This is a genomic window from Rhizobium sp. AAP116, from assembly GCF_001295785.1.
Classification (GTDB): domain Bacteria; phylum Pseudomonadota; class Alphaproteobacteria; order Rhizobiales; family Rhizobiaceae; genus Allorhizobium.
Window position 1 is genome coordinate 198,505 of sequence record NZ_LJIB01000002.1, and the last position, 22,537, is coordinate 221,041.

General features: G+C 61.9%; 18 protein-coding genes. 9 read left to right on the top strand and 9 right to left on the bottom strand.

All coding sequences use genetic code 11. The features are described 5' to 3' along the window. Positions 1-47 precede the first annotated feature (47 nt). From IP85_RS00965 to treZ, 3 genes are all read left to right on the top strand, one after another. On the top strand, positions 48-797 hold the full coding sequence (locus IP85_RS00965) for a GntR family transcriptional regulator (protein WP_156322687.1): 750 nt from the start codon (positions 48-50) through the stop codon (positions 795-797). Positions 798-834: 37 nt separating this feature from the next. Then, on the top strand, positions 835-1,950 hold the full coding sequence (locus IP85_RS00970) for a Gfo/Idh/MocA family oxidoreductase (protein WP_082347552.1): 1,116 nt from the start codon (positions 835-837) through the stop codon (positions 1,948-1,950). 93 nt (positions 1,951-2,043) lie between these two features. Next, entirely contained in the window at positions 2,044-3,813 is a 1,770-nt protein-coding gene (treZ, locus tag IP85_RS00975) for a malto-oligosyltrehalose trehalohydrolase (protein WP_054147792.1), read from the top strand. 29 nt (positions 3,814-3,842) lie between these two features. On the opposite strand, the gene IP85_RS00980 is transcribed toward treZ, so the two are convergent. The 3 genes from IP85_RS00980 to IP85_RS00990 all read right to left on the bottom strand — a co-directional run bounded on the left by IP85_RS00980 (position 3,843) and on the right by IP85_RS00990 (position 7,371). After that, the gene (locus tag IP85_RS00980) at positions 3,843-4,769 is read right to left on the bottom strand and encodes a cobalamin B12-binding domain-containing protein (RefSeq protein WP_236759280.1); all 927 of its coding nucleotides are present in this window, start codon (positions 4,767-4,769) and stop codon (positions 3,843-3,845) included. Positions 4,770-4,890: 121 nt separating this feature from the next. Beyond that, entirely contained in the window at positions 4,891-6,780 is a 1,890-nt protein-coding gene (gene dxs / locus IP85_RS00985; RefSeq protein ID WP_054147793.1) for a 1-deoxy-D-xylulose-5-phosphate synthase, read from the bottom strand. Between the two features lie 204 nt (positions 6,781-6,984). Next, positions 6,985-7,371, bottom strand: coding sequence for a cytochrome c family protein (locus tag IP85_RS00990; protein ID WP_054147794.1), 387 nt, complete (start codon positions 7,369-7,371; stop codon positions 6,985-6,987). Positions 7,372-7,537: 166 nt separating this feature from the next. On the opposite strand from IP85_RS00990, the gene IP85_RS00995 reads away from it, so the two are divergent. Continuing rightward, positions 7,538-7,984, top strand: a complete 447-nt coding sequence (locus tag IP85_RS00995; RefSeq protein ID WP_054147795.1) for a TspO/MBR family protein — start codon at positions 7,538-7,540, stop codon at positions 7,982-7,984. Here IP85_RS00995 and IP85_RS01000 read toward each other — a convergent pair. The 6 genes from IP85_RS01000 to IP85_RS01025 all read right to left on the bottom strand — a co-directional run bounded on the left by IP85_RS01000 (position 7,951) and on the right by IP85_RS01025 (position 14,081). Then, on the bottom strand, positions 7,951-8,253 hold the full coding sequence (locus tag IP85_RS01000) for a hypothetical protein (protein WP_054147796.1): 303 nt from the start codon (positions 8,251-8,253) through the stop codon (positions 7,951-7,953). The two genes, IP85_RS00995 and IP85_RS01000, sit on opposite strands and share 34 nt — an antisense overlap. Further along, complete coding sequence (locus IP85_RS01005; RefSeq protein WP_156322689.1) at positions 8,250-9,455, bottom strand: geranylgeranyl diphosphate reductase; 1,206 nt, start codon at positions 9,453-9,455, stop codon at positions 8,250-8,252. Before IP85_RS01005 ends, IP85_RS01000 begins: the two co-directional genes overlap by 4 nt. Before the next feature lie 34 nt (positions 9,456-9,489). Next, positions 9,490-10,854: a BCD family MFS transporter gene (locus tag IP85_RS01010; RefSeq protein WP_054147798.1), complete on the bottom strand. Its 1,365-nt coding sequence runs from the start codon at positions 10,852-10,854 to the stop codon at positions 9,490-9,492. 11 nt (positions 10,855-10,865) lie between these two features. Next, positions 10,866-11,789: a chlorophyll synthase ChlG gene (gene chlG, locus IP85_RS01015; protein ID WP_054147799.1), complete on the bottom strand. Its 924-nt coding sequence runs from the start codon at positions 11,787-11,789 to the stop codon at positions 10,866-10,868. A gap of 61 nt (positions 11,790-11,850) precedes the next feature. After that, a complete protein-coding gene (gene ppsR / locus IP85_RS01020; RefSeq protein WP_054147800.1) occupies positions 11,851-13,302 on the bottom strand; it encodes a transcriptional regulator PpsR in 1,452 nt (483 codons plus the stop codon). After that, positions 13,299-14,081: a cobalamin-binding protein gene (locus IP85_RS01025; RefSeq protein WP_054147801.1), complete on the bottom strand. Its 783-nt coding sequence runs from the start codon at positions 14,079-14,081 to the stop codon at positions 13,299-13,301. The genes ppsR and IP85_RS01025 overlap by 4 nt, the downstream gene beginning before the upstream one ends. 377 nt (positions 14,082-14,458) lie before the next feature. Here IP85_RS01025 and bchF point away from each other — a divergent pair, with 377 nt between their 5' ends. Genes bchF through bchL form a run of 5 tightly spaced genes read left to right on the top strand, consistent with a single transcriptional unit; the run spans position 14,459 to position 22,535 of the window. Continuing rightward, entirely contained in the window at positions 14,459-15,004 is a 546-nt protein-coding gene (gene bchF, locus IP85_RS01030; protein WP_082347538.1) for a 2-vinyl bacteriochlorophyllide hydratase, read from the top strand. Beyond that, entirely contained in the window at positions 15,001-16,305 is a 1,305-nt protein-coding gene (locus tag IP85_RS01035) for a ferredoxin:protochlorophyllide reductase (ATP-dependent) subunit N (protein ID WP_054147802.1), read from the top strand. Before bchF ends, IP85_RS01035 begins: the two co-directional genes overlap by 4 nt. Then, the gene (bchB, locus tag IP85_RS01040) at positions 16,302-17,864 is read left to right on the top strand and encodes a ferredoxin:protochlorophyllide reductase (ATP-dependent) subunit B (RefSeq protein WP_054147803.1); all 1,563 of its coding nucleotides are present in this window, start codon (positions 16,302-16,304) and stop codon (positions 17,862-17,864) included. The genes IP85_RS01035 and bchB overlap by 4 nt, the downstream gene beginning before the upstream one ends. After that, a complete protein-coding gene (locus IP85_RS01045; RefSeq protein ID WP_054147804.1) occupies positions 17,836-21,609 on the top strand; it encodes a magnesium chelatase subunit H in 3,774 nt (1,257 codons plus the stop codon). The genes bchB and IP85_RS01045 overlap by 29 nt, the downstream gene beginning before the upstream one ends. Continuing rightward, positions 21,606-22,535: a ferredoxin:protochlorophyllide reductase (ATP-dependent) iron-sulfur ATP-binding protein gene (bchL, locus tag IP85_RS01050; RefSeq protein ID WP_054147805.1), complete on the top strand. Its 930-nt coding sequence runs from the start codon at positions 21,606-21,608 to the stop codon at positions 22,533-22,535. Before IP85_RS01045 ends, bchL begins: the two co-directional genes overlap by 4 nt. Positions 22,536-22,537 lie beyond the last annotated feature (2 nt).

Below are 22,537 nucleotides of genomic sequence, written 5' to 3' on the forward strand. Positions count from 1 at the left end.
GCTCCAACTTTCCTCTTGCCTAACACTCGATTTGATGTAGATCAATAGTGTATCAATTTTTTCTCGGCGATACCGAAGTGCCACAAAACTCCGCAACGCAGCCGCCCGGCAGCCTTCCCATCTATGTGCAGATTACCGAGCTTCTGGTGCGTGATATCGCGGCGGGACGGCTGATCGACGGTGAAAAGCTGCCGCCAGAGCGGGATATGGCCGAAGAACTCGGCATTGCCGTCGGCACTTTGCGCAAGGCATTGGCAGAGCTGCAAAATCGCGGGCTGCTGGAGCGCATTCAGGGCTCCGGCAATTACGTGCGGGCGATCTCCGATCCGAAATCTGTTTATTCGATGTTCCGGCTTGAACTCCCGGGCGGCGGCGGTTTGCCGACCGCCGAGATCCTGTCGATCGACCGACTGCCGAAACCGGACGGGCTGCCGACATTCGGCACGTCCGCGGAGGCGCATCGGATCCGGCGTTTGCGGCGTCTTTCCGGCCGTCCGGCGGCGCTCGAGGAGATCTGGCTCGACGGCTCTTATGTCGAGACGATTGACTCGGAGGCGGTGTCGGAATCCCTCTATCTGTTCTATCGCACCAAGCTCTCGCTCTGGATTGCGAGGGCCGAGGACCAGATCGGTCTCGACGTGGTGCCGGACTGGGCGCCTGCGAGCTTCGGTCTGAGGCCAGGCGCGCCCGCCACACATATTCAACGCATCAGCCAGGATCAGGAGGGAGCCCGTGCGGAAGTCTCGCGGACCTGGCTCGATCACACCGTTGCCCGATACGTGTCGCGGCTGAAATGACATGACCGCGAGGAGCGGTTCAATTGAGGAGGAAAGCGTGGCAGGACTTCAATACGGGATCATCGGTTGCGGCATGATGGGGCAGGAGCACCTGCGCAACATCGCCCTTCTGCAGGATGCATCGGTGGTCGCGATCTATGAGCCGGATGCCGGCATGCGCGCGCTGTCAGCGGAGGCTGTCCCGACGGCAAAGATGGTCGCCTCGATCGAGGAGCTGCTTGCTGTCGAGGCCGTGAACTGCCTGCTGATCGCAAGCCCCAACTATCTGCATCTCGAGCAATTGGAAAAGATCGCTGGGATCCGGCCGCTGCCGGTGCTGGTGGAGAAGCCGTTGTTCACCGATCCTGCCGATGCTCCGCGCCTTGCCGCCCTGCGAGCTGCCTATCCGGCGCCGATCTGGGTCGCCATGGAATACCGCTACATGCCGCCGGTCGCGCGGATGATCGAACAGGCGGACGAGGCCACCGGTGGCATCCGCATGTTGACCATCCGCGAGCATCGTTTTCCGTTTCTCGAAAAGGTCGGCGACTGGAACCGGTTCAATCGCAATACGGGTGGGACCCTCGTCGAGAAATGCTGCCATTTCTTCGATCTGATGCGGCACATCCTGAAATCCGACCCGGTTCGCATCATGGCTTCGGGTGGACAGACCGTGAATCATGTCGACGAGGTCTATGACGGAAATCGCTCCGACATTTGGGACAATGCCTATGTGATTGTCGACTTTGCCTCCGGGGCGCGGGCGATGCTCGAGCTCTGCATGTTTGCCGAAGGTGCCCGCTATCAGGAGGAAATCTCGGCAGTTGGCCCCACCGGCAAGATCGAGTGCCTGGTGCCAGGACCCGGCCGCTTCTGGCCCGAACATCTCGGCGAGCCACCGATTGCTCAGGTCATCATCTCACCGCGTGATCCGAAAGGGCCGCGCGTCGTCGAAATTCCGGTTGATCCGCACCTGCTGGAAGCCGGTGACCACAACGGCTCGACCTTCTATCAGCACCAGCGCTTCCAGAAGGCGGTAAAGGGCGAGCGGCCGGTCGAGGTTGCGCTCGATGACGGCTGGTGGGCGGTGGCCATGGGGCTCGCAGCACAGAAGTCTGCAGAAACGGGGCAGGCGGTCACCTTTCCGCTGCCATTTTCACCCCAGGGATCATGACGCGATAACCGTCCTTCCACCTTTCGCGCTGGGGGGGCGAACCATTCACCGCTTCCTGCGTTGCCTCCTCGTGGCAGCGTAGGAGAAGCAGCGGTGACAGACTATCTTTTTGGCCCCGTCATTGAAGATGACGGGGTTTTGTTTCGATTGTGGGCGCCGCATTGCAAATCGGTGACGCTCGAAATTGACGGCGCTCCTGCGAAGGACATGGATCGGCAGGCGGATGGCCTGTTTCGCCTCAAAGTCACTGGGACACGGCCGGGTACCCGCTATCGGTTTCGACTGCCGGATGGCCTCTTTGTCCCGGATCCTGCAAGTCGGCACCAGCCCGAGGACGTTTTCGGGCCGAGCGAGGTCGTCGATCTTTCGACGCAGAAGACCCGCGACGCCATTTGGCGCGGGCGGCCCTGGGCGGACATGGTCATCTACGAGCTGCATGTCGGCACATTCACGGATGAGGGTACCTTCCAAGCTGCGATCGACAGGCTGGATCACCTCGGCAACCTTGGGATAACGGCCATCCAGCTGATGCCGATCGCCGATTTTCCCGGTCGTTGGAACTGGGGTTATGACGGTGTCATGCCGTATGCGCCGGACAGTCGGTATGGACGACCGGACGATCTGGCGCTGCTCGTTCAGGCGGCCCATCAAAGGGGCATCTCCGTGTTCCTCGATGTCGTCTACAATCACTTCGGCCCGTCCGGAAACTTCATGCCGGCTTATGCGCCGCTGTTCTCGCCGCATCATCAGACGCCGTGGGGCGACGGCATCAACTTCGATGATGCGCAGAGCGAGATGGTGCGCGCATTCCTGATCGAAAACGCGCTCTTCTGGATCGGGGAGTTTCATGTCGATGGACTGCGGCTCGATGCCGTGCACGCCATCCGCGACGACAGTGAACCGCACTTCTTGCACGAACTCGCGGCGCGTGTGCGGGAGCGTTTTGCCGATCGCCACATTCATCTGATCGTCGAGAACGAGGAGAATGACCCGCTTCTGCTCGAGCGGGGCCAGCCCAGTACCGCCACGTTCGACGCTCAGTGGAATGACGACGTCCATCACGCCTTGCATGTGGCCACGACCGGCGAGACCTTTGGCTACTACGCCGATTACCGGGATGCGGGTGCGGCTCTTGCAAAGGCTCTGGCGGAAGGCTTCGTGTATCAGGGTGACGTGATGCCCTATCGCGGTGAACGGCGCGGCCGTCCGAGCGCACATCTCCCACCTTCGGCCCTCGTTTCATTCCTTCACAATCACGACCAGATCGGCAACCGTGCCCAGGGTGACAGAGTGATGGCCGCGCTTCCCGAACAGGCGCTCGCCTTCGCCGTTTCGCTGATACTGCTCTCACCGCAAATTCCCATGCTATTCATGGGCGAGGAGTGGTGTTCAAAAAAGCCATTTCCCTATTTTTGCGATTTCGACGAGGAGCTCAACGCAGCCGTACGCAACGGCCGGCGGAATGAGCTCTCGAAGTTGCCGGGTTTCGACGGGGACCATGTGCTCGAGCCGACATCGGCGGAGACATTCCGCTCTGCGATCCTCGACTGGGAGCAGGCAGGTTCAAAGCATGGTTCGACCTGGATCGAACGCTACCGCCAGCTCATTGCGCTTCGGCGAGAGCGTGTCGTGCCGTTGCTGGCGCGGATGCGTCAGGGCGGGCGTTATGCTGCCGAGAATGGCGTCATCCGTGTCGAGTGGCCGCTTGAGGACGGACGGCACTACATACTTGTCGCCAATCCCACATCGCATGCCGTGAGTGCCGCCTTTGAGGTGGATCCTATCGAGATCATCTATGCGCTTGGCGAGCGCCGAACTGACGCTCGCGGGCCGTGGTCTCTGGTCTTTGGTGTCACGGGCTGACACTAGACACAACAGCGTCTGCGGTGCGGTCAGGCACCCATCCGGTCCGCCAGATGCATGACCTCGAGTGCCGATTTCGCCACCATGTCGGCGCCGATATTGCCGAAGGCGCGCGGGTCCTTCATGACGGCCGGACCACCGACCGCAATCTTCATCGGACCCGGGCTGCGCCTGGACTGAACCCGGCGAATGGCAGAGGCGCATTCATCGACTTCGTCGACACGGCCGACCGAGATACCCAAAAGAGTGTAGGAGGAATTTGACAGGCGCATGTAGAGGCTGTCGTTGAGTTCGAGGTCCGCCCCACCTTCGACGTCCCAGCCCATGTCGCGAAAACAGGAAGCAACGATCGATACGCCAATGGTGTGGAGGGCGCCCGGGGTCCGCGCCAGTAACACGCGGCGCGCCTTTTGGCGATCGCGAATGGTCTGGCTGCGGTTCTGCGACAGATGGTTGACGATCATGCCGAGCCTGGTTGAGGCCACGGCAACCTGGATGAAATCGGTTTCGTCATTGCACCAGAGCCGACCGAGTTGCGCGGCGACAGGCGAAAAAAGCTGGATCGCGAGCGTGTGCATGGGCAGGTCAGTGCGCTGCAATTCCTCGATGATCTCCCGGTGACCACGAGGATCTGCCTGGACGAGGGCCTCAGTGAGCGCGGATCGGTAGGTGATCGCCTTGTCGGTTCCCGGCAACTCGCGCGCCTTCGGATCCAGTTCCGGATGCAGGTGGAAATCGATTTCCGGCGGCATCTCGCTAACGCGCGGACCTTTTGTCATATCCGCATGGCTCGCTCCCACGAGCCGCGGCACGGCATCCCGGATCGCGCCTTCGAGAATGCGCTGCTCCAGGCTTGTCAGCCGCGTGTCCGACTTTGACAGCGAAGACCTACCATCACCATTGTACGGAGGTTCGTCCGCCCCGCCGGGTGGTCCCCCGTTCTTTTCACCCGCCATATCACCCTCCCGGTCATCGGCTTGGGCAGATCCGCTCATCCCGATGGGATATTAGTGCATTCTTGCGCCGACGCCAAACCTCTCGTAGTCGAATACGCCCGATGCCGTCTTGTGATTTAGTTCAGCGGTCCTCCGCGCGGTGGAGGCGCGTCGGCAGTTCCTGCTGTCCGGCCCTTGCGGACCTGCGAATATCGGCATTAGGCCTTGCCACCGTAAGACCGTTGCGCGCTGCAGCCGCAATGTGGCGGGCTGTCAGCTTCGCTTCCTCGTACATGTCCTCGGGGCTTGCCTGGGCAATGAACGTGTCCGGTAGCGTCAAGGTGCGGACGGCACAACGTCCGTCGAGCATGCCGTGATTGGCGAGGTGGTGAAGGACGAGGGCGCCGAACCCGCCGGTCGCGCCTTCCTCGACCGTCACCAGCATCGAATGGTTGTCGACGAGTTCAGCCAGAAGCGCGGTATCGAGCGGCTTGGCAAAACGCGCGTCGGCGACCGTCACGGATATTCCTTCAAGTGCCAGAAGGCGGCGGGCCTTGAGACAGTCGGCAAGCCGGGTGCCGAACGAAAGGAGCGCGATCTGGCCTCCCTGCTCGATGATGCGACCGCGGCCGATCGGCAGAACTTCGCCACGGATCGGAAGCGGGACGCCCGTGCCCTCGCCACGCGGGTAGCGAAATGCAATAGGGCCGTGATCATGGGCTGCCGCCGTCGCAACCATGTGTACGAGTTCAGCCTCGTCGCTTGCGGCCATCACTGTAAAGCCGGGCAGGTTGGCAAGGTAGAGAATATCGAAGGCGCCGGCATGGGTCGGGCCGTCAGCCCCGACCAGCCCGGCTCTGTCGATCGCGAAACGGACAGGCAGCTGCTGCAGGGCCACGTCATGGACGATCTGGTCATAGGCGCGTTGCAGGAAGGTCGAATAGATCGCGCAGAATGGTTTCATGCCGCTGGCCGCGAGACCGGCAGCAAAGGTGACGGCATGCTGTTCGGCAATGCCGACATCGAAGGTGCGATCGGGAAAGGCGGCTCCAAAGCGGTCGACACCGGTGCCGGCTGCCATGGCGGCCGTGATCGCGACGATGCGGTCATCCGTTTCCGCTTCCGCAATCAGGGCGTCGGCGAAGACCCGCGTGTAGCTCGGCGCCTTTGCTTCTGCCTTGTTTTGCTTGCCCGTTGACACATCGAACGGGTTCACGCCGTGATACTTGTCCTCGGCTGCTTCGGCCGGTGCGTATCCGGCTCCCTTGCGCGTGATAACATGCAAGAGGATCGGACCATCCTTCTCGTCCCGCAGTTCTGCCAGAAGTGGAACCAGCACGTCGAGATCATGCCCGTCGACCGGTCCACGATAGTCGAAGCCGAAGTTCTCGAACACGTTGCCGACATTCGTCCCGGCTTTCCGGCGGACGTCCGACAGGTGGCGGTTGAGCGCTCCGGTCGAGGCTGAAATCGACATGTCGTTGTCGTTGAGAATGACGATCAGCGGGCGGCCTGATGCCCCGGCATTGTTCATCGCTTCGAAGGCCATGCCGGCGGACATCGCGCCGTCACCGATGATGCATACGACGTGGCCGTCTTCCCCCTTCAAGTCCCGGGCAGTGGCAAAGCCGAGGCCCGCCGAAATCGACGTGGACGAGTGAGCGGCGCCGAAGGGGTCGAAAGGGCTCTCGCCACGACGGGTAAAGCCGGACAGGCCGTCCTTCTTGCGCAGGCTGCGCATGCGGTCCCGCCGTCCGGTCAGGATCTTGTGCGGATAACACTGGTGGCTGACATCCCAGATGATCGTGTCGCGCGGGGCTGAGAAAGAGGCGTGGATGGCGACAGTCAGCTCTATCACGCCAAGACTGGAGCCGAGGTGACCGCCGGTTTCGGAGACAACCCGAAGTGTCTCGCCGCGCAGTTCCTGCGCGAGACGACAGAGCGCCGCCTGGTCCATGCTTTTCAGGTCGTCAGGGACGCGCACCTGGTCAAGCAGAGGGGTGGCGACGTCATTCGCAAAAGAAAAACCCACTGTGCTCTCCTTCCACGAAAGAGCCCAATTCTCCTGGGTCCGCTGTCGCTGCGAGCGCCGATTTGGCGCATCCGGTGGGCGGTTGCCTGAGACTGGTGCAATATCTGCATATTCGGAGAAGAAGAGCGATATGTAAACTTTTTTTTACACTTTTTCGCGAAATTCCGCCGGAATCTGCATCCCGGCGGAAGGAGCCCCCAGAGATCAGGGGGCCGGGAAGGTTTTCATATAAGCGATTACGTCGGCGATTTCCTTCGGATCCTTCAAGCCGGCAAAGGCCATGCGCGTGCCCTTGACCACGCCACGGGGGTTCTCGAGGTAAGCGGCCAGCTGTGCGTCATCCCATACCTTGCCGGCGCCGAAATCGGTCATTGCCTTGGAGTATTTGAAGCCTTCGGCTATGCCGGGCTGGCGCCCGATCACGCCCTGGAGAGAGGGGCCAACCTTATGTTTGGCGTCGGCGACGTTGTGACAGGCCGCGCATTTCTTGAACACGGCCTCACCGGCTGCAGCGTCTCCTTCCTGCGCGAAAGCGTTCTGAGACAGCAAAAGGGCTGCGACGGTGCAAGCGGCTGCAATTATCCTCGACATGTGTATCCTCCCATGGCATCGCGGATGAAGTAACAAATCATGCTGGCATAAAATTGACCCGTCCGGTTCACTCGCCGGGTGGTTCGCCTCTCATTCTGAAGCCAAGCTTGGAACCAGAATGCAGGCGATATGCTTCAATATACGGAAACCAACCCGGAGCTGGATCATGGCCGCAGTCGTCTTTCTCGTCATTGTTCTCGCAGCCGCCTCGAGCGGCGCGGTCTTCAAGCCCGGCGAGTGGTACGAGAACCTGCGCAAACCGAGCTGGACACCGCCCAAATGGGCCTTTCCCGTCGTCTGGACGATCCTTTATGTGCTGATCGGCTATGCAGGCTGGCTGATCTGGGATGTCGCCGGCTGGTCCCTGCCCATGGCCGTGTGGTCAGTGCAGATTGTGGCCAATGCTCTCTGGTCCTATTTCTTCTTCGGCATGCGGCGTATGGATCTCGCGCTCGTGGATGTTTCAGTTCTCTGGCTTTCCGTTGCGCTGTTCATCCTGGTTGCCTGGCCTGTGGCGCCGCTCGCATCGGTCTTGTTCGTTCCCTATCTCGTCTGGGTGACGGCTGCCGGCGCACTCAATCAATCCGTTCGCCGCCTCAACCCGGAGTCCTGAGCCGCAAGCCTGATCCGTAAATCGATCAGGAAGGCGACCAGCGAGATAGCCAGCAGCAGGGCCAGCCACAGAACCTGTGTCTGGCGCATGGCCAGCCCGAAGGCGGCGAGAAGAGCGCTGCCCGAGATGGCATTGGGCGCGAGATTGACGAAAGTCGATCGTGGCTCTGGTGATCGCCGGGCGACGATCAGGGTGATTGCCCACAACAGCGCAATCGCCACCGCACTGATCCAGCCCGACGCGAAGAGGAAGACCAGCGATGCCGTCATCTTTGCCCTGCAGGGATGCCGAACAGCTTGGCGAGATCTTTGAAGAAAACGCGCAAATGGGCGAGGGGGTCACGGCGCACGAGTTTCTTGTTGAGATAGGATTCCCAGGTCAGCCGCTGCACGTCGGGATCTGCGCACATGGCCACGAACTTCTCGCGCAGCCTGTCGTTGCGATACCAGATCTTCTGCATGATGCCGAGGATCAGGAAGACCCTGCCATGAGCCCGCATGAAGGTCCGGCGCGCATCGGCCAATGCCCGCCCGCTATTCGACAGCAGTGAGTGGTGCACGGCGTCTGCCGATAGCCTTCCGCAGAGCATGGCGTAATAGATGCCTTCGCCAGAAGACGGGGCGACGGTGCCTGCGGCATCGCCAGCCAGCAGAATGTTGCGGCCGTTGTCCCAGCGCTTCATCGGCTTCAAGGGCAAGGGCGCGCCTTCTCTTCGGATGACCCGACAGTCGCCAAGGCCGGCCGCAAGCTTCAAGGCCCGCGTCGCCTCCCGGATGTTGTGACCCTTGACGGCCGTGCCTGTGCCGATGCTGGTGTGGCCCCCATGGGGGAAGACCCAGCCATAGAAGTCAGGCGAGATGCGGCCATCATAGACGACGTCACAGCGGTCGGCCTTGAAGACGGCCTCATCGGCGTTGGACGGGCTTTCGACGATCTCGTGATAGGCAAAGACATAGGGCGGCTTGCGGGAGGCCGGGAACATCAGGCGCCGCACGGCCGAGTTGGCGCCGTCTGCACCGATGACGCGTCGGGCCCGGATCGGGATCGGTTCCGGACCGGCATCCTTGGCCGTCGATTCCACTGTCAGTTCGAGCAGGCCGCCGTCTCCTTCCGCCATCTTGTCGAGCTTGCCGCAAAGTCTCTCCGCTCCGGCGTCGGCGGCGCGCTGACGAAGATAAGGGTCGAAGGCTGCGCGATCGACCATGCCGACATAACCGATGTCGCCGATCGTCATGTCCACGGTCCGACCTGATGGTGCGATGATCCGCGCCGCATTGGCGCGCGCCACCAGCTGGGCCTCGGGAATGGCGAAATCGGCCAGCGCTCTCGACGGGATTGCCCCACCGCAGGGCTTGATCCGGTTGTCCGGGTCGACGAGGAGCACGCTATGCCCCTTCTCGGCCAGCCGCTCGGCGGCCATGGCACCACAGGGGCCTCCACCGACAACGACAACGTCATAAATCTTCGACATGCGCGTCTCCCTGCCGGGCATCCGGCCTCAGGGTTCATTCTCCAGGCATGATAGCAGCGTCTTGAATCGGGGCTTGCGATCGCATCGACTGATGTCCGATACGCGTTGCGACGAGTGCCGACACGAGGAAAAGGCCCGCCTCAATCGAGAAGACCGCCGCGAAAGCATGTGCATCACTCGCCATCAGCCAGCGGCCGAGATCGAGCGCCACCGTTCCCAGGACGCCGCCGAGTCCAAAGGCGATAGCCTGTGCTGCACCCCAGACGCCCATCCGCATTCCGTAGTTGGATGTCCGGCCCTGTCCCGCAAGGATCATCATCGTGCCGACGGCTGCTACCGCAAAGGCGCCGTTGGTCGCGCCGAGCAGGAAGATGTTGAACTCCAGCGGCCAGAAGGGTGCGGCTTGCGTGGACAGCGCAAGGGCGCCCAAAGCCACGGCCGAGCCGAAGCAGCCCCAGGTGATGAAATGTCTCGCCAGATTGGGATAGTGTTTTCCAAGGAGCGCGCCCGAAAGCCCAACCGTCATCATGCCAAGCAGCACGCCGCCATGCTGGATGCCTGAGAGCGCCGTCGTTTCGCCCGGCGTCATGCTGAAGAGAAGGCCGGCATAGGGCTCAAGGATGAGGTCCTGTGTGGCGAAGGCCAGCATGGAAAGGAAGATGAACAGTGTGAAGAGCCGCGCCTCGCGGTCATCGAGCACGTCTCGCAAGCTTTCCCGGAAGCCTGCAACCGCGGGGCGCTCTTCCGATGCCCCCACCGTCGGTCGGGCCTCCATGCCCGCCACTCCGACGATGCCGATGAGGAAGGCAACCACGCCGGTCGCTGCCGTGACGGCGACCAGGCGCTCGTGGGAATAGGGATCGAGCTGCGCGCCAACGACGATGGATGTCACGATGATGCCTGTGATCATCAGCATCCAGGTGATCGTCGCGGCTGCTGCGCGTTTTTCGACTGCCGTCTTCATGGCGATCAGCGCAAGCAGAGATGTTCCAGAGGCGCCAATGCCGATGCCGATCAGGATATAGGCGACGATCGCTGCCATGATGCCGGCGAGAACCGACTGCTCGAAGAGAAGTGTCGTTGCAGCCGCGCCCGTTCCAGAAACGGCGAGGAGGGCAAGGCCGCCGAGGATCCAGTGTGTTCGGGATCGGCCGGTATCGGACTTGTGGCCCCAGATGGGGCGGGTGATCTGGACGCCGTAGTGCAGGCCGACCAGCAGACCCGGGATGACGGCGGCGAGACCGAGTTCGACGATCATCACCCGGTTCAGGGTCGAGGTCGTCAGCACCACGATTGCGCCGAGTGCTGCCTGGACGAGGCCCAGCCGGATGATCGCGAACCAGCCGAGGCCCTCGTCTGCGGAGCGGCTGGATTGGGGCTTGATGGCAAGCTGACGCATGATCGCGCTTTCTATCCGAGGGATGGCGCGGGGGGCGTCAGTGATCCGAGCGCCACAGCTGCCGCCATCATACCGGTGACATAGAGACCCACACCCACCGCCGAGTACCAGACCGCCTTGCCTTCGGGATCACGCAGGAAACGGATCATGCAGAGGAGTTGCAGGGCGAGAACGCCGCCGACGAGGATTGCCCCTGTCTCTAGGCCGGCCTGTGCGAGCAGAAGGATGACGCAGGTCTGTGGGACGGCCATGACGAGGCAGGCAATCCGGGCAGCGTTGAGGGCGCCGTGCAGAACCGGCAGCGTGTCGACGCCCATCTGCTGATCGCCCTTGATCGATTTGAAATCATTCAGCGTCAGGATGCCGTGAGCACCGACGCCGTAGAGAAGCGCAATCAAAAGGGTGCGGGTGGACGGCGCATGGCCGAGCGCTGCCGTCGCGGCCGTGATCCAGGGCAGGGTCTCATAACTCAGGCCGACAACGCCATTGCCGATCCAGCCATTTTGCTTGAAGCGGAAGGGTGGCGCGCTGTAGCCCCAGGCGAGCGCGAGGCCAACCAAGGAAGCGGCAAAGACGAGTGGCCCAAGAAATGCTGCAACGGCCATGGACAGAATGGACATGGCTATTGCGATGGCCAGTCCCCATTGGCCGGGCATTCGGCCCGATGGAATGACCCTATGCGGCTCGTTGATCGCATCGACATGGCGATCGAACCAATCGTTGACTGCCTGGCTCATGCCACACAGCAGCGGTCCGGCGAGGAGCACGCCGAGCGCGATCGGAAACCACCGGTCGCCTATGCCAGCTCCCGAGGCAATCGCGCCACAGGCAAAGGCCCACATCGGCGGAAACCATGTAATCGGCTTCAACAACTGCACCACCGCCTTAGGCGACGGGTAGGAGGCTGCCGGGACATGGGAAGGGATCTGAGCCATGGGAGGAAGCTAGTCCGCACCCTGGAATGTGTCAACTAAAATTGACAGTCTTTATCGTCTGTCAGGCGTGACGATCGGAGCCGGGACGGTAGTCCTCAAGCCCGTGGCGCCGCAGCTTGATATAGAGGCTCTGGCGCGAAAGGCCTAGGATCTCCGCTGCATAGGCGCGGTTGTTGCTGGTTTGATCGAGTGCCGCCTCGATGCAGATCTTTTCGATCACATCGAGGGATTCCCGGATCAGGTCCTTGAGCGGAACCTTGCCCACGAGTGCGGAAAAGCCCTCGGCCTGGTCGGACATGCCCGGAGACGGAATGGTCAGGCGCTCATTGCCCGTCTGCTGTGGGATCACGATCAACTGGATCGTGTTGCTGCTGGCATTGAGCCGGGCAGAGATGCTGACAGCGCTTTCGCCGGAAAGGTTGTCGGTCAGGGTCGAGGTGAAGCCGCGAATGGACGGCTCGTCCAGGAGGCGCGTGTAGAGCACGCGGATATCGATGGCGGCGCTCGTGAACCAGGATCCGATGTTGCGGCCGAGAACCTGGGTCAGGGACGGCGCATGAATGAGGTCTAGAAACAGGGTATTGGCCGCGAGGACCACACCTTCGGCATCCGTCAGCAAGACGGCCTCAGGCAGATCTGCAATCTCGACCCCCGTGCCGCCGACCGGCCGCTCCGTACGCTGGCGCTTGCTTTCCTTGTCCTGGTCGGCTGGCCAGATCGCCAGAAGAACATTGGTGATGCCGTTTTCCCGATAGGAGCGGATCGTGAGCGAAACGGGCTCGCCCTTGGCGACGCTTACGCCATCCACATTGACCGGATTGGGACTGTGGCGTGCCTCGCTGATCGCGTCTCCAACCCGATCGCGGTCTTCCTTGGCGAAGAGGTCGCGGATGGACTTGCCGGACAGGGGGGCGCCGGTCGAGGACAAAAGCGTGCTGGCAGCCGGATTGGCATCCAAAATCGTACGCCGTTCGCCATCGAGCATGACATAGGCGACGGTTGCGACCTTGAAAGCCGTCCGATAACGGGTCTCGGCTTCCTTCAGTTCGCGGTAGTCGGCCTCCAGTTCCATCTGCGTCTGGACGAGGCGCTGCTGGTCGAGCATCTGCTGGCGCAGCTCGCGGCCAACCACGATGGTATAGGGAAAGTCTCGGGCGGTGTAGGCGGAGTAGACGACCGGAAGATCGGGCTTCCCGCTGCACTTGTGGTTGACCTGGTAGCCGCGCAGGGGGCGGTGGCTGGTCTCTGCCGACAGCATGGAGTCGATCTTCGGTACCGACTCGATCGTCACGCAGTCCTGAAGCCGCTTGCCAACCGTCTTTGACAAGCCATAATCGGCAAGATCTTTGTTTGTGAAATAGACTTGTGAGATAATTGAGGACTGGTCGACGAGCAGAACGACGTCTGCGCCGAGGCTCACCAGCGAGCCTATCGAATCCGGATCGAGCGTCTTCAACAGGCTGTCTGCAACCGCGAAGCCATCTGTACCGCTATGACCGTTCAGTGGCTTCATGGAGTGAGCCAATCGATTCCGCTGGGTGTAACCACTGCCGTTCGGCCGGCGGCGCTAGCCTGCTGGCTGATTCTTTCCAATTCATAGTAACTTTCGCAGATCTTAACGGCGGAGTAAACGCTGTCACAGATGCAGTCAATCCCCAAACCTACAAGAAAATCAACGGAATCCAGCGCTGCTGCGCCGCCGACGATGAGGGGTAGGCGCGGCCCGGGGCGAAGCTTGCGCACATCCTGAACCAGGGTCTTGAATTCTGTAGCAAGCCGGATGTTGCTCCAGCCGATGCAGGCGACATCCGCCTCTTCGACGGCACGTGCGAAGGTCGGCGTTCTCAAGGCCGAGGGCTCAAGCACCTCGCTTGTCCAGCCAAGGCTGTCGAAGAGCAGGCCAATCAGGTGCGGCATCAGCGTATGCTGCTCGCCAGACGGCGTCATGATCAGCGCTGCGGGCGCATTTCGATTGCGATCGGCTTCCCGCAGGTCGAGCGACAGGGAGATTGCCAGCGCCTGCAGACGGGAGGTTCCTATTGTGACGTCGATGAAGTCGCAGTCATCCGAGACCCATTCCCGGCCGAGCAGGCGCGCGACGGTTTCCAGGAACAGAACCTTGACATAGTAGGGCCGGCCCCGCGGAAGTTCGTGATCGAGAAACGCGCGCAGGGACGCCATGCGCGTGCGCGGGTGAAGAACGAGAATACGAAACTCAGCGAGCGCCCTTTCGTAGAGGCGATCGTGCTCCAGACCTCGGTCGTAACGTGTCGACAGCTTTTCGGCGGTCATCGAAGCCACCGTTCCCTCGATTAGGCGGCGGAGCTTCTCCCCGTCGCTTTGGGCTAGGTATGCTCTCTTGCCTTCCACGGCAACCCTTGTGAGCGGCTGCAGGCCCTCGCAATGCGACGGGGCCGTGCCATTTGGCCTCTCATTCATCCCTTGAAGTGATCCGTCCATCATCCCGCGCCGTGCTCCCCGCCCGCGAAACCGTTTCAATGCGGCGTCAGGCGTGGACGGCAGGCATCACGTCAGACGAGCAGGGGTACAATGTACTCACTTTTCATTTCTGTAAATAAAAATATACGTCAACCTAAGTTGACACTTCTGCTGTGGCGGGCGTAGTCTTGACCCAATCCGATTTCCTTTGGGAGGGGATGGGAGAAGGGATGACCGCCATGCGCATACCCACACCATCGGCATCAAGCCGAGCCCTTTACACACCGGACGAGCGCCGCAGGCGCGACGAAAGTGTCTGGACCTTGGTGCAGGGTATTCTTGCTCCCGTGCAGTTCTTTGTTTTCCTTGTCAGCCTCGGTCTGATCTTTCGCTTTCTGGCGACGGGTGAAGGCCTGTTTGCCGCCCAGGTGTCCATCGTCGTGAAGACGCTGACGCTCTATGCGATCATGATCACCGGCTCGATCTGGGAAAAGGTCGTGTTCGGCCGCTATCTGTTCGCCCGCCCGTTCTTCTGGGAAGACGTCTTCTCGATGCTGGTCCTGGCGCTGCACACCGCCTATCTCATCGCCCTGTTTGCCGGTTCGCTGACCTCGGACGCGTTGATGGCGCTCGCGCTTGCAGCCTATGTCACCTATGTGATCAATGCAGGCCAGTTCCTCTGGAAGCTGCGGCTTGCGAGGCTCGATCATGCCGAAAAGCTGAGATCGTCTGCTGCACTTGGCAATGGCTCCTCTCTGACTGGGGGCGCGTCATGAACCAGCCGCTCGTCTCTTGCGCGACACCTTCGGCCACCATCCGGCAGCGCGGCCAGCATGAAGTCTTCTGTGGTCTGACGTCCATCATCTGGCTGCATCGCAAGGTGCAGGATGCCTTTTTCCTCGTGGTCGGGTCGCGCACCTGCGCCCATCTCATTCAGTCGGCTGCCGGCGTGATGATCTTCTCCGAGCCGCGTTTCGCAACGGCCATCATGGAGGAGCGCGATCTCGCCGGCATGGTCGACATGCATGACGAACTCGACCGCGAAGTCGCTCGCCTGCTCGAGCGCCGTCCCGATATCCGGATGCTGGTGCTGGTCGGCTCCTGTCCGTCGGAGGTCATCAAGTTCGACCTCAACCGCGCCGCCGAACGGCTAGACAAGCGTTTCGGCTCGAAGCCGCGCGTCCTTTGCTATTCCGGCAGCGGCATCGAAACGACCTTTACCCAGGGTGAAGACAATTTTCTCGCGGCTCTGGTGCGCGACCAGTCCGTGCATGGCGCAGGCGACAAGGTCGCCAAGCTCGTTGTCGCCGGCTCGGTTGCCGATGTGGTGGAAGACCAGTTTGCCCGGCTGCTCGATGATCTCGGTTTGGAAGACGTCGTCTTCCTGCCAGGCCGCAGCAGCGAACGTCTGCCTCAGATCGGCCCCCACACCCGCTTCATCCTCGCTCAGCCCTATCTTGGTGCCACAGCCGCCGCACTCGAAAGCCTCGGCGCAACGCGCATCAATGCAATCTTCCCGCTCGGCGAAGAGGGTACCACGGCGTGGCTTAAGGCGATTGCCGATACGTTTGGCGTGTCGCCGGCCCGTTTTGCTGCCGTCACCGAAGCTCCGCGCCGCCGCGCGCTCGAAGCGACCGCGCATTACCGCAGTGCCCTCCAGGGCAAGCGTGTCTTCCTCTTCCCCGACAGTCAGATGGAGCCGTCTCTCGCTCGCTATCTCAGCCGCGAGCTCGACGCCACGATCATCGAAGTCGGCAGCCCCTATCTGCACCGCGAACATGTGGCGGGCGAGCTTGCCATGCTGCCGCCGGGTGTCTCCATTTCCGAGGGCCAGGACGTCGAAATCCAGATCGACCGCTGCCGCGCCGCCAAGCCGAACCTCGTGGTCTGTGGCATGGGGCTTGCCAATCCGTTCGAAGCCGAGGGTATCGTCACCAAGTGGTCGATCGAATTCGCCTTCACCCCGATCCAGGGCTACGAGCAGGCCGGTGATCTCGCCGAGCTCTTCGCCCGTCCGCTGACGCGCAAAGCCATGATCGCGGGCGACCGCTCCGGCAACCGGAGGGCCGCATCATGAAACTCACCATGTGGACCTATGAAGGACCGCCGCATGTGGGTGCCATGCGGATCGCCGCCTCGATGAAGGGCGTGCACTATGTGTTGCACGCGCCGCAGGGCGACACCTATGCCGACCTGCTCTTCACCATGATCGAGCGGCGCCCGTCGCGGCCGCCCGTCACCTACACGACGTTTCAGGCGCGTGATCTCGCCGGCTCGACGGCTGATGTGTTCAAGAACGCCTGCCGCGATGCTGTCGAGCGCTTTCAGCCGGATGCGCTTCTGGTCGGTGCTTCCTGCACCGCCGAACTTCTGCAGGACGATCCGGCGGGCCTCGCCAAGACGCTCGACGTGGCAATTCCGGTGGTTCCCCTGGAGCTTCCTTCCTATCAGAAGAAGGAAAACTGGGGCGCTGCCGAGACCTTCTATCGGCTGGTGCGCAACTTTGCCGGCGGTCGCGAGCGTCCCACTGAGATTGCCCCGAACAGCTGCAACATCCTCGGTCCTTCAGCCCTCGGTTTCCGTAACCGTGACGACGTCACCGAAATCTGCCGACTGCTTGCCGCGAACGGTATCGACGTGCGTGTCGTGGCACCCCTCGGTGCAACCGTAGCCGACCTCGCCCGCCTGCCGGACGCCGCCTTCAACATCGTGCTCTATCCCGAGATCGGCGAGAGTGCGGCGCGCTATCTGAAGAAGACCTTCGGCATGCCCTTCGTCTCGACCGTGCCGATCGGCATCGGCGCGACGCGCACCTTCCTTGCGGAGGTCCGAGCGCTAGCAGGCCTTTCGAACGATGAACCTGTCGGCGAGGCTGAGGACCGGGCAACCTGGTATGCCCGCTCGGTCGACAGCAATTACCTCACCAACAAGCGCGTTTTCGTCTTCGGTGACGCGACCCATGCGATCGCTGCTGCCCGTATCGCAGCCCGAGAACTCGGCTTCAAGGTCTGCGGCATCGGCACCTACATGCGCGAGTTCGCCCGCGAAGTGCGTGAGGCTGCGGAAGAGTTCGGCGTTGAGGCGTTGATTTCCGACGACCATCTCGATGTCGAGCAGGCCATTATCGACGCCCGCCCGGAGCTTGTTCTCGGCACGCAGATGGAGCGCCACATCGCCAAGCGGCTGCGCGTTCCCTGCGCCGTCATCTCGTCCCCCGTGCATGTCCAGGATTTTCCGGCCCGCTACTCGCCGCAAATGGGCTTCGAGGGCGCGAATGTCATCTTCGACAGCTGGGTTCATCCGCTGATGATGGGGCTTGAAGAGCACCTTCTGCAGATGTTCCGGGATGACTTCGAGTTCAACGATCAGGCGCAGGCATCGCATCTGCATGCCCACGCCCCGGCAGCCGCGGCTGCTGCGACCGAAGTGGTCTCCGACGATGAGACGCTTGTGCTTGCCGAGGTACCCGCCGATGAGGCGGCCTGGACGCCAGATGCCGAGCGCGAGCTGAAGAAGATCCCCTTCTTCGTGCGTGGCAAGGCCCGCCGCAACACCGAACTCTTCGCCGCCCGCAAGGGCATCCGCCCCATCACCGTGGAGACGTTGTATGACGCGAAAGCCCATTTCGCCCGCTGACGCGACCCCGGTCCGGGTGGTGTTCGTGACACTCGATAATCATATTGTCGCAGCTGTCGATGATGCGCGGCGCAGCCTCGCACAAGACCTGCCGGGGCTCACACTCTCCGTGCATGCCGCAACCGACTGGAACGACAACCCGGCGAGCCTTGAAGCCTGCCGCGCGGCGATCCTTGGTGGCGACATCATCATCGTCTCGATGATCTTCGTCGAAGAGCATGTGCGCGCCATCGCAGACGTGCTGGAAGCACGCCACCTCGAATGCGACGCCATGGCCTGCTGCATGTCGGCCGGCACGATCATGAAATACACGACCATGGGTCGCTTCAAGATGAGCGAGGAGCAGAAGGGTCCGCTCGCGCTCCTGAAGAAGCTCCGTGGAAAAAGCTCGCGTGGTGGCAAGGACAGCGGCCGCACAGCTGGGGAACGCCAGCTCGCCATGCTGCGCCGCCTGCCGCAATTGCTGCGCTTCATTCCGGGGACCGCGCAGGACGTGCGCAACTACTTCCTGACGCTGCAATACCGCATTGCGGCTTCGGACGAGAATATCGCCAACATGGTCCGCCTGCTTGTCGGTAAATATGCCAAGGGCGAGCGCAAGGGCCTCCAGGGCCGCATTACGGTTGGAGATCCGGTCGAATATCCCGACATGGGTCTCTATCATCCTGGCCTGAAGCCACGGGTCACGACGCAGCTCTCCAGCCTGCCGCACAAGGCGGGTGCGCGCGGGACGATCGGGCTTCTGCTTCTGAGAACCTACATCCTGTCTGGCGACACCGGCCACTATGATCGTGTCATCCGCGAGCTGGAACTGCGCGGCTTCAATGTCGTACCGGTTTTCTCCAGCGGTCTCGACATGCGCGGCGCAATCGAACGCTTCATGACGCCAGCTGCCGGTGGTTCCCGCATCGATGCACTCTGCTCGCTGACCGGTTTCTCGCTGGTTGGCGGACCGGCTTATAGCGATGCCGCTGCCGCTGCCCAGACACTTGCGGCGCTCGATGTTCCCTATTTCTCCGCGATGGCAACCGAGTTTCAGAGCAAGGAAGTCTGGTTTTCGTCGACGCAGGGGCTGACCCCGATCGAAACCACGCTGATGGTGGCAATCCCGGAACTCGACGGCTCCATCGGTTCCATGGTCTTCGGCGGTCGCTCTGACGCGGGTGGTGAGGCGAGAGCCTGCATCTGCTCGAGAGAGCTTGCCTCCTGCCCGTCCGGCAGGGCCTGCATGCAGCCCGATGACGAACGCGTCGTGCTGCTCGCCGATCGCCTCGCGGCCATGGTCGACCTGCGGCGCAAGGAACGTGCCGAGCGCCGTATCGCCATTGCGATGTTCAACTATCCGCCGAACAGCGGCAGCATCGGCACCGCCGCCTATCTCTCCGTCTTCGAGAGCCTGTTTGAGACCATGCGCCGGCTGAAGTCGGAAGGGTACGATGTCGACTTGCCCGCCGATGCCGAAGCGCTGAAGGACGGCATTCTTGAAGGCAATGCAGCTCTTTATGGCGTCGAGGCGAATGTCCACACGGTCATCCCCGTCGACCAGCATGTGCGCAATGAAAAACACCTCGCCGATCTCGAATCAAAGTGGGGACCGGCTCCGGGACGTGTTCTCAGCAATGGGCGTGGCATCTTCGTGCTCGGCCGCCAGTATGGAAACCTGCTGATCGCGATCCAACCGCCCTTCGGTTATGAGGGCGACCCGATGCGCCTGTTGTTCGAGGGCGGCTTTGCCCCGAACCATGCCTTTGCCGCCTTCTACCGCTATCTGCGCGAAACCTACCGCGCCGATGCCGTCTTGCATTTTGGCACTCATGGTGCACTGGAGTTCATGCCGGGCAAGCAGGTGGGCCTCTCTGCAGATTGCTGGCCGGATCGCCTCCTGGGCGCGCTTCCCAACTTCTATCTCTACGCCGCCAACAACCCGTCCGAAGGCACGATCGCCAAACGACGGTCGGCTGCAACGCTGATCTCCTATCTGACGCCGCCGATCACGCATTCCGGGCTCTACAAGGGCCTGACGGAGATCAAGGGCAGCCTGGACCGCTATCGAAGTGCAGCGCCCGAGGCGCGCGTCGAGCGCGAGAGGCTGTTCCAGCTCATTCAGGTGCAGGCCGAGCAACTGGACCTGGGCAAGAATGGTATCGCGCTCGCCGAATCCGACGTGGTGCTGGCGCTCGTGGCCGAGGTGGCTGAAGTCGAATACGCGCTCATTCCGCACGGTTTGCACATTGCCGGTCGCGCAATGGAAGAGAACGAGCGTTTGGAAATGCTCGACCATGTCGCCGCCAACATGCCGCCTGCCGTGCGTCCGCACCTTCAGACTGAGTTGATCGCCGCGATCGCCAAGGGTGACGCCGCGACGATTACGCGGATGACGAAGAATGCCGTGGGTGAGCTCAAGGACAGTATCGACAAGCTGGTGACGATGAACCGCGAACTGGCGCACAACGGCGAGATCGATGGCCTCGTCAGGGCGCTGGACGGCCGCTATGTCTTGCCGTCGCCCTCTGGTGACCTGTTGCGCACGCCGGAACTGCTGCCAACCGGTCGCAATATTCACGGTTTCGATCCCTTCGGCATTCCGAGCGCCTTTGCCATCCAGGATGGCGAACGCCAGGCAGCGAAGGTGCTCGAACGCTATCTCGCGACCGATGGACGCCTGCCGGAAACGGTGGCCGTTGTTCTCTGGGGCACCGACAATCTGAAGACCGGCGGCGCGCCGCTGGCGCAGGCCATGGCACTCATGGGTGCGCGGCCTAGACTTGATGCCTATAACCGCGTCTGCGGCGCCGTTCTGGTGCCACTCGAAGAGCTGCAGCGTCCGCGCATCGATGCGGTCATGACGCTGTCTGGCATCTTCCGGGATCTCCTGCCGATCCAGGCGAGCATGCTGGCCGAGGCGAGCTATCTCGCAGCTGTCGCAGACGAACCGGTCGAGATGAACTTCATTCGTAAGCATGCGCTCGCCTATTGCGAAAGCCATGGCTGCGACATCGAGGCGGCGGCTTACCGAGTGTTTTCGAATGCCGACGGCGCCTATGGCTCCAACGTCAACATGCTGGTCGCCTCGTCCTCCTGGAGTGACGATGACGAGATCGCGCAGACCTACAGCAATCGCAAGAGCTTCGCGATCAACCGTCGCGGCAAGACCAGCGCGCAGGCCGAGGTCTTTGATGCGATGATCGGGCAGGTCGACATGGCCTACCAGAACCTCGATTCCGTCGAGATCGGGGTGACCACGATCGAGAACTATTTCGACACGCTGGGTGGCCTGACCAAGGCTGTCAACAGGGCCAAGGGTGGCGGTTCGCTGCCGGTCTTCATCTCCGACCAGACGCAGGGCGAGGGACGTGTCCGCACTCTCGGCGAGCAGGTCGCGCTGGAGACACGGACACGCACGCTGAACCCGAAATGGTTCGAGGGCATGCTGAAGCATGGCTACGAGGGCGTGCGCAATATCGAGACGCAGGTAACCAACACATTCGGCTGGTCGGCCACGACAGGCGATGTCGATCCCTGGGTCTACCAGCAGATCACCGAGACCTTCGTGCTCGACACCGAAATGCGCGAACGGCTGGCCACACTCAATCCGGCTTCTGCCGCCCGTGTGGCCAACCGGCTGATCGAGGCGCATGAGCGCAACTATTGGCAGCCGGATGCAGAAACGCTCGCCGCTCTGAAACAGGCCGGTGAAGAATTGGAAGACCGTCTCGAGGGGCTGGTCAGGGAGGCTGCCCAATGAACATCTACACCCATGGCAAGATTGCCGAACGCGAGGCACGCATCGCCGAGAAGCTCCGGGAGCGCGCAGATGGCGAGGGCAGCGTTCAGGTGCATCTCGACCCGACGATGGAAATCGACGGCGCCAAGGTCTTCGCGGTCTACGGCAAGGGTGGAATCGGCAAATCGACGACATCGTCGAACCTCTCGGTTGCCTTCTCCATGCTCGGCAAGCGCGTGCTGCAGATCGGCTGTGACCCGAAGCATGATTCGACCTTCACGCTGACCAAAAGTCTGATCCCGACCGTCATCGACGTTCTCGAAAAGGTCGATTTCCATTCGGAAGAACTCCGTCCGGAAGACTATATGGTCGAAGGTTATAACGGCGTTCAGTGCATCGAGGCGGGCGGTCCGCCGGCAGGCACCGGCTGCGGCGGTTACGTCGTTGGCCAGACGGTGAAGTTGCTCAAGGAGCATCATCTGCTCGACGACACCGATGTCGTGATCTTCGACGTTCTCGGCGACGTGGTCTGCGGCGGCTTTGCCTCGCCGCTGCAGCATGCCGAACGCGCGGTCATCGTCGCCGCCAACGACTTTGATTCCATCTTCGCGATGAACCGGATCGTCGCCGCCATCAAGGCGAAGTCGAAGAACTACGATGTGCGCCTCGGCGGCGTGATTGCCAACCGTTCGCGCGAAACGGACCAGATCGACCGCTACAATGCGGCGATCGGGCTGACGCGCCTCGCCCATGTGCCGGACAGTGACCATGTGCGGCTGAGCCGGCTGAAGAAGAGCACGCTGTTCGAGATGGGCGACAGCCCGGAGATCCTCGGCATCCAGAAGGAATACATGCAACTGGCCGAGCGCCTCTGGGCAGGCACCCCTGCGCTTGAGGCCGAGCCTATGAAGGACCGGGAAATTTTCGAATTTCTCGGTTTCGAGTGAGG